This window comes from Rothia sp. HMSC072B03 (assembly GCF_001809565.1).
Lineage (GTDB): Bacteria > Actinomycetota > Actinomycetes > Actinomycetales > Micrococcaceae > Rothia > Rothia mucilaginosa_A.
This window is the reverse complement of record NZ_KV797963.1, coordinates 94940-102538: the sequence shown is the minus strand read 5'-3', so window position 1 is coordinate 102538 and position 7599 is coordinate 94940. Positions and strand designations below refer to the sequence as shown.

Sequence of the window (7599 nt, the reverse complement as noted above, 5' to 3'; positions counted from 1 at the left end):
CCCGCCCTCGCTTCGCTTCGGGCACCCTGATGTCACGTTCGGACGATACCGCCTTTCCTCGCTGGGGTACTGTGCGGGTGCGGCCGCGTTTTCCGGGTAGCCGCTCTCGGCCCCGCTGCCGGAGCGTGCCGGTGCACCTTCCGGAAGCGACATCAGGGTACCCTCTCGGGTGCTCTCCGCAGCGAAGCAAGGAGAGAGCGGAGCGCCCGAGAGGGTAGGTTCCCCTGTAGGAGCGTAGGAAGGTGCGCACCGGCTGCTTCCTTGGGCCGGGGGAGAGGAACGAGGACGGTCACTGCCCCTCGCCTGTAGCTCTAACCAAGCAGAGAGAGGACTAGTCCTCGTGCGCGACCTTCACGGTCACGCCGTTGAACGTCACGGTATCTCCGGGGTGCAGCTGCTTGCCGCGTGCTTCTTCAATGTCGCCGTTGACCTTGACCAGGCCGTGCTGAATGACCTCGCGTGCCTGCGCGCCGTCCTCTACGAGGTTGGCGAGCTTGAGGAACTGGCCGAGGCGGATCATGTCGTCGCGAATAAAAATTTCTTCCATGCTCTCTAGTTTATCCCGCCAAGTGCATCCTGGTGCCTGGCAAAAATGGGGGAGTGGTGGGCCGGGTAGGCATACCCAGGGGCGGGTTGGTGATGGTACCCTGGTGTCTTGCATCAAAAAGTGTGCATATTGCGCCGATGAGCGCGAACACCGGGCGCCCCGTTCTGGGTAGCGCCCCCCATCAACCCGAACTCACGCACGCCACAGCCGGTGGCGGGGCAGAAGGAGTAACTATGGCTGAAAAGTCCACCCTCGATAACGTTATTGCGCTCGCAAAGCGCCGCGGCTTTGTTTTCCAGGCCGGTGAAATCTACGGCGGTTCCCGCTCCGCATGGGACTACGGTCCCCTCGGCGTGGAGCTGAAGGAAAACATCCGTCAGCAGTGGTGGCAGCGTTTCGTCCGCTCCCGTGCGGACATGGTCGGCCTGGACTCCTCCGTCATCCTGCCCCGCGCGGTGTGGGAGGCGTCCGGTCACGTCGCGACCTTCACCGACCCGCTGGTCGAGTGCCTCTCCTGCCACAAGCGTCTGCGCCAGGACCACCTGCTGGAGAACTTCGAGGCGAAGAAGGGCCGCCCCGCCGAGGGCATGGAAGAGATTGCTTGCCCGAACTGTGGTACTCGTGGCGAGTGGACTGAGCCGCAGAACTTCTCCGGCCTCATGAAGACCTACCTGGGCCCGGTCGATAATGAGGAGGGCCTGCACTTCCTGCGCCCCGAGACCGCTCAGGGCATTTTCGTGAACTTCAACAACGTGGTCACCGCCTCCCGCAAGCGCCCGCCGTTCGGTATCGGCCAGATCGGTAAGTCCTTCCGTAACGAGATCACCCCCGGTAACTTTATTTTCCGTACTCGTGAGTTCGAGCAGATGGAAATCGAGTACTTCGTGCACCCGGACGAGGCTGACAAGTACTTCAACGAGTGGGTTGAGGACTGCTGGAACTGGTTCGTTGACCTGGGCATTAACCCGGACAACATGCGCCGCTTCGACGTCCCCAAGGAAGAGCGTGCACACTACTCGGCTGGCACCATCGACGTCGAATACCGCTTCGGCTTCCAGGGCACGGAGTGGGGCGAGCTCATGGGCGTTGCGAACCGTACCGACTACGACCTGGGCGTGCACAATGAGCACTCTAACGCGAAGCTTGAGTACTTCGACCAGGCCACCGGCGAACGCTACGTGCCCTACGTGATTGAGCCCTCCTTCGGTCTGACCCGCTCCATGATGGCGTTCCTCGTCGACGCATACGTTGAGGACGAAGCCCCCAACACCAAGGGCGGCGTGGACAAGCGCGTTGTGCTGAAGCTCGACCCGCGCCTGGCACCGGTCAAGGCCGCGGTGCTGCCGCTGTCCAAGAAGGCGGAGCTGTCCGAGCCCGCAACCAAGCTGGCCGAGGAGTTGCGCGGCCTGTGGAACGTGGACTACGACGAGGCGGGCGCTATTGGTCGCCGTTACCGCCGCCAGGATGAGATCGGTACCCCGTTCTGCATCACCGTGGACTTCGACACCCTCGAGGATCAGGCCGTGACCATTCGCGAACGCGACACCATGAGCCAGGAGCGTGTGGCCCTGGACCAGGTGAAGTCCTACCTGGCTGCACACCTGGCCGGCTAGTACCGGCCCGCGGCGGAGTATTCCCGCGAACCGCTGACCATTACATTGCGGCGGGTAGCCTCTGAGAGCGAAAGAGGCTACCCGCCGCAGTATATTTAGGCTACCCTGGTTAGACGCGATAGTGCGGGTCGTCACGCCGGACGGGGCGGGCCGCGGCTTGGAACCCGTCGGCGGCTCAGGCACGTACGGGTATAGGTGAAGGAGAGCATACAGACATGGCAGAACGCCTCAGCGAAAAATTTGAGATTCGCCCCTGGCAGGAGGGCGATGACCTTGCCCTGCTTGAGATTTGGAACTCTGCCCGCAATGAGGTTGAGGAGCGCCAGCGTGGCCTCTTTGGCCCCGACACGGACGGCCCGTTCAGCCGCACCCTGGTGGTGACCGCATCCGGCGTGCCGATTGCCGCCGGTTCGGTGGTGGCCTCGACCCTGCATCCGACTCGCCTGTGGTCCTACATTGAGGTGGCGGCAGACCACCGCCGCCAGGGCATCGGCACCGCCCTGATGGACGCCCTGCGAGAGGTGGCCGCGGCGCATGGCCAGACGACTGCTCTGCGCGTGAAGCTGTCGCCGTTTAGTGACGGTGAGGAGTTCGCGCAGGCGACCGGCATGAAGCTGATTCAGCGTTCCCGCATGGTGCGCGTGGAGCCGGGGGCGATTCCTCCGGTGTCTCTGCGCGAGGACGCCGACGGCAACGAAACCCAGGCCATTGAGGACCTGGCGACCGGCTCGGTGGAGCTAACCGCCGCCCTCTGGGAGTTCTACCGCCGCTCGCATCAGTGGGATGTTCCCGCTGAGGTGGGTATGGGCACGGTGAACCGCTACTTCCTCTCGGATGAGGTGCGTGCTTTTGGCGCCGTGGTGCTTCGCGACCACATTCGTGAGGCTGCCGCAGAGGGTAAGAAGGGCCCGATCGTGGCCTTCGCCGTGAGCTACCATCCCTTCGAGACCGACCCGGAGGCGGCCCTGGTGAATGAGAACACCGCAACCGAGCTGCTGCTGGGCTACGACTTCGAGAACGAGGGCGCCGTGGAGGCCATCATGCAGGTGTTGTCCCTGCTGAGCGCTAAGTACCCGGTGACGGTGGAGGTCGACGACTCCATGGAGGCGCTGGTTCAGGTGACCGACGTGCTGCTGCGCGCCGGTACCGCCTCGGTGGAGGGCGACCCGACCTATATTTACGTGACCGAGTAGGTTCTCGGGTAGGTTCCCGAGTATATTCCCGAGTATATTCTCGGCACCGAGCCTGCCGGCTGGTTCTTGCTCAGGAGGGGCGGGGGAGTGGAATACTCTCCCGCCCCTTTCGCGTGCCTGCGCCTCACCACCATTGTTAAGTCTGTGCCGTGCCGCCGTACTGTGTTGCTGTACTGTGCCGCCGTACCCCGATAGCTCTGTACCCCGTCAGCTGAGTCCGGTTCCCGATTTGCCCCCGTATGCCACAATATAGGGGTGAATTCTGAAGCACCCCGTCTGACTCTTCCGCCCCTGAAGCTGGGCAAACTGACCGTTGACACCCCCGTGGTCCTCGCCCCGATGGCTGGCGTGACCAATAAGGCTTTCCGCCGCCTCTGCAGCGAATACGGTGGCGGCCTGTACGTGACCGAAATGGTGACCGCGCGCGCCCTCGTGGAACGCAAGCCCGAGTCCCTGCGCATCATCGAGCACGACCCGGACGAGAAGATTCGTTCCATTCAGATTTACGGCGTTGACGCGGTCAACGTCGGCAAGGCTGTGCGCATGGTTGTAGAAGAGGACCGTGCCGACCATATCGACCTGAACTTTGGCTGCCCGGCTCCTAAGGTGACTCGCCGCGGTGGCGGTGCCGCTCTGCCCTGGAAGACTGACCTGTTCACTGCGATTGTGCAGACCGCGGTGAAGGAGGCGTCCCGCAACGATATTCCGCTGACTATTAAGATGCGTAAGGGCATCGACGATGACCATATTACGTTCTTGGAGTCCGCCAAGATCGCGCGTGATGCCGGTGTCGCGGCGATTGCCCTGCACGGTCGTACTGCGGCTCAGCATTATTCGGGTAAGGCTGACTGGGATTCTATTGCGCAGCTGCGTGAGCTGATTCCGGATGTGCCGATTCTGGGTAATGGCGATATTTTCTCCGCTGAGGATGCGGTGCGCATGGTTGAGCAGACCGGCGTGGACGGCGTCGTGATTGGTCGCGGCTGCCAGGGTCGCCCGTGGCTGTTTGGCGACCTGCAGAACGCCTTCGAGGGCTCCCCAGAGCGCGTGCGCCCCACCCTCTCGGAAGTGGCCGACATGATTTACCGCCACGCCGAGCTGCTGGTCGAGACCTTCAGCGACGAGACCCGCGGCCTGCGCGAGATCCGCAAGCACGTGGCCTGGTACTTCAAGGGCTACCCGGTCGGCGGCGAGCTACGCGCCAAGATGGCGCAGGTGCCCGACCTGGCGACCTTCCGCGAGCTGCTGGCCCAGCTCGACCACACCATCGGCTACCCCGGCGCCGCCGTGGAGGGCTCTCGAGGTCGCGCCGGCAGCCCCAAGCAGCCGCACTTGCCCGATGGCTGGCTGGATTCGCGCATCCTGGGCGATGCTGAGCGTCTGGGGCTGGTGGAGGCTGAGCTCGACATCTCGGGTGGCTAAACCCCGTCCGAACCATCGCGGCTGAACCCTCAGCCAACCCGCCCCGGGGTCGTCCCCGGGGCTCACGCATCACCACCGTAGAATTGAGTTCATGGCTGGATTAATCCGCAAAGAAGACATCGACGAAGTACGTGCCCGCACCGATATTCGCGAAATCATTGAAGGCTACGTGAGCCTCAAAAGCGCGGGTATCGGCACGTACAAGGGCCTGTGCCCGTTCCACGACGAGCGCACGCCCTCCTTCAACGTGCGCCCGCAGGTGGGTTCGTACCACTGCTTTGGCTGCGGTGAATCCGGTGACGTGTACTCCTTCGTCATGGCGATGGAACACACCGGCTTCGTTGAGACGGTGGAGCGCCTGGCCGCCCGCATCGGCTACACCCTGCATTATGAGGGCGGTAAGCCCGGCGACCGCTACGAGGCGGGTATGCGTCGCCGCCTGCTCGACGCGCACAAGATTGCCGCCGAGTTCTTCGAACGCAACCTCTACTCGCCGGACGCGCAGGAGGCGCAACGCTTCCTTGGCGCCCGCGGCTTCGACCCCGCCGCCACCCGCCACTTCGGCGTGGGCTACGCGCCGCGCGGCTGGGACCACCTGCTCAAGCACCTTCGCTCCCAGGGCTTCACCGACGAGGAGCTGAAGGCGACCGGCATGTTCTCCGAGGGCAACCGCGGCCTGTACGACCGCTTCCGCGGCCGCATCATCTGGCCCATCCGCACCATCGCGGGGGAGACCATCGGCTTCGGCGCCCGCCGCCTCTTCGACGACGACCAGGGCCCCAAGTACCTCAATACCCCCGAGACGCAGCTGTACAAGAAGTCCCAGGTGCTCTACGGCATTGACCTGGCCAAACGCGAGATGACCAAGAAGAAGCAGGTCGTCATCGTGGAGGGTTACACGGACGTGATGGCCGCGCACCTGGCGGGCGTCACCACCGCCGTTGCCACCTGCGGCACCGCATTCGGTCCCGGCCACATCAAGATGGTGCGCCGCATGATTACCGACGACGGCTCCGGCGGAGAGGTCATCTTCACCTTTGACGGTGACGCCGCCGGCCAGAAGGCCGCCATGGCCGCGTTCCAGGAGGACCAGCGCTTCGTCGCGCAGACCTTCGTGGCGGTGGCCGAGGACGGCATGGACCCCTGCGACCTGCGCCTGCACAAGGGGGACGCCGCCGTGCGCTCGCTGATTGCCTCGCGTCGCCCGCTCTTCGAGTTCGCCATTGACACGACCCTCGCCAAGTACGATTTGGCAACCCTGGAGGGCCGTGTGCTGGCGATGCGCGCTATCGCCCCGATTATTGCCGGTATCAAGGACCGCGACCTGCGCCCTGCCTACATGCGCAAGGTGTCGGGTCAGCTCGGCCTGGAGCTGGACGAGATTCAGCGCGCCGTGGCGTACGCGCAGAACCACCCCAAAACCCAGCGCAGCTACCGGGAAGAGACCCCCGCGGCGCCCCGCTACGAGCGTCTGCCCGAGCGCGGCCCCGCCGGACCGTACCCCGCGGATGCGCCCTACGACCCCGGCTACGACGCGCCCCCGCCCGAGGAGTATCCGGTTCAGAGCGCCTACGCGGGTTACAACGCCGCCGCGCATCCGCCCGCTCCCGCCGCCAACTACGGCACCCCCTACGCGCAGGCTCAGGGTGGGCAGGCTCAGGGCGGGCAGAACGGCGCGGAACCGGGTGCCGCTCAGGGCGCCCCCGCCGCGGAGGAGTTCCTCACCCCCGACCCTAACGACCCGGTCGCGCGCCTCGAAAAGGCCGCCCTGGAGATTGCCCTGCAGCACCCCGAGCTCATCAGCGTGGAGCAGTGGCGTAACCTCGCCACCGTGCAGTTCCGCTACCGCACCCACCGAGAGGTGGCTGCCGGCATTATTCACGCCGCAACCGTCATGGCGCCCACGCCCGGTATCGAGTGGATTAACTGCGTGCGTTCCGGCGCGGTGGAGGGGGTTCACCCCGCCATCGCGGAGCTGGCCGTCTCACCGCTACCGGTCAGCAGTGCTGAGCGCCTGCCCGGCTTCGTGACCGGCGCGCTCAACGCCCTGTTCGAGCAGCAGATTGCCCGCCAGAAGTCCGACCTGATGATGCGCCTGGAGCAGCTGAGCGCCAACCCGGACGATGAGGAGTACGAGGCCGTGCAGCGGCAACTCCTCGAGCTCGAGATGCGCCGCCGTCAGCTCACAGCCCAGCGCGCCTAAACTCGCAGCCCAACGCGCCTATGACCGCGTGTCATCTTCGCCCCCCCCCGATGCGGCGCGATGGGGAAGGGGACGACGGGGCAGAGGCGTAGCTCGGAGGTCCGCAGGGCGCCCTGCGGACGATTCCGCACCGCCACCACGAAATGTGATGCACTTCATCATATTTCGGCTTGCGGAGCCCCGAGACCCCCGGTATAGTTATTACTCGTTGCAAGGGAAACCGCGCAACGAAAACAAAATATTCCCCCGTAGCTCAATTGGCAGAGCATTCGACTGTTAATCGAAGGGTTACTGGTTCGAGTCCAGTCGGGGGAGCAGATATAGCAAGAACCCCGGAACGAAGTTCCGGGGTTCTTGCTATATACGTTCCTCTGGCTCGAACCAGTAACCCCTCGGGCTTACGCCCTCGGCGAGGCAAAGATTTTTGGTTCCTCGCGCGCTCGGAAAATCTTCGCCTCGCTGGTTCGAGTCCAGTCGGAACGTTCCCTCTAAGCCGTGAACCAGTAACCACTCCGCCATACGCAGGCGCTGGGGCGCCTACTCCAGGCCCTCGGGCTTACGCCCTCGGCGGGATAACGGTTTTTTACTTCCTCGCGCGCTCGGAAAAACCGTCACCCCGCT

General features: G+C 64.4%; 5 protein-coding genes and 1 tRNA gene. 5 read left to right on the top strand and 1 reads right to left on the bottom strand.

The genetic code is table 11. The features are described from left to right. Window positions 1-331 precede the first annotated feature (331 nt). The gene (locus tag HMPREF2630_RS00605) at window positions 332-547 is read right to left on the bottom strand and encodes an RNA-binding S4 domain-containing protein (protein WP_005508828.1); all 216 of its coding nucleotides are present in this window, start codon (window positions 545-547) and stop codon (window positions 332-334) included. Between the two features lie 233 nt (window positions 548-780). Between HMPREF2630_RS00605 and HMPREF2630_RS00600 the strand changes: the two genes are divergently transcribed. The 5 genes from HMPREF2630_RS00600 (at window position 781) to HMPREF2630_RS00580 (ending at window position 7293) form a co-directional block, all read left to right on the top strand. Next, window positions 781-2160: a glycine--tRNA ligase gene (locus HMPREF2630_RS00600; RefSeq protein ID WP_049344349.1), complete on the top strand. Its 1380-nt coding sequence runs from the start codon at window positions 781-783 to the stop codon at window positions 2158-2160. Between the two features lie 215 nt (window positions 2161-2375). Continuing rightward, window positions 2376-3353, top strand: a complete 978-nt coding sequence (locus HMPREF2630_RS00595; protein ID WP_049332840.1) for a GNAT family N-acetyltransferase — start codon at window positions 2376-2378, stop codon at window positions 3351-3353. Window positions 3354-3608: 255 nt separating this feature from the next. Continuing rightward, window positions 3609-4775, top strand: coding sequence for a tRNA dihydrouridine synthase DusB (dusB, locus tag HMPREF2630_RS00590; protein WP_049332838.1), 1167 nt, complete (start codon window positions 3609-3611; stop codon window positions 4773-4775). Between the two features lie 91 nt (window positions 4776-4866). Beyond that, window positions 4867-6978 (top strand): DNA primase, encoded by a 2112-nt coding sequence (gene dnaG / locus HMPREF2630_RS00585; protein WP_049344351.1) that lies wholly within the window; start codon window positions 4867-4869, stop codon window positions 6976-6978. A 242-nt stretch (window positions 6979-7220) separates the two neighbouring features. Continuing rightward, window positions 7221-7293: transfer RNA gene (locus tag HMPREF2630_RS00580), tRNA-Asn, on the top strand. The last annotated feature ends 306 nt before the right edge of the window (window positions 7294-7599 follow it).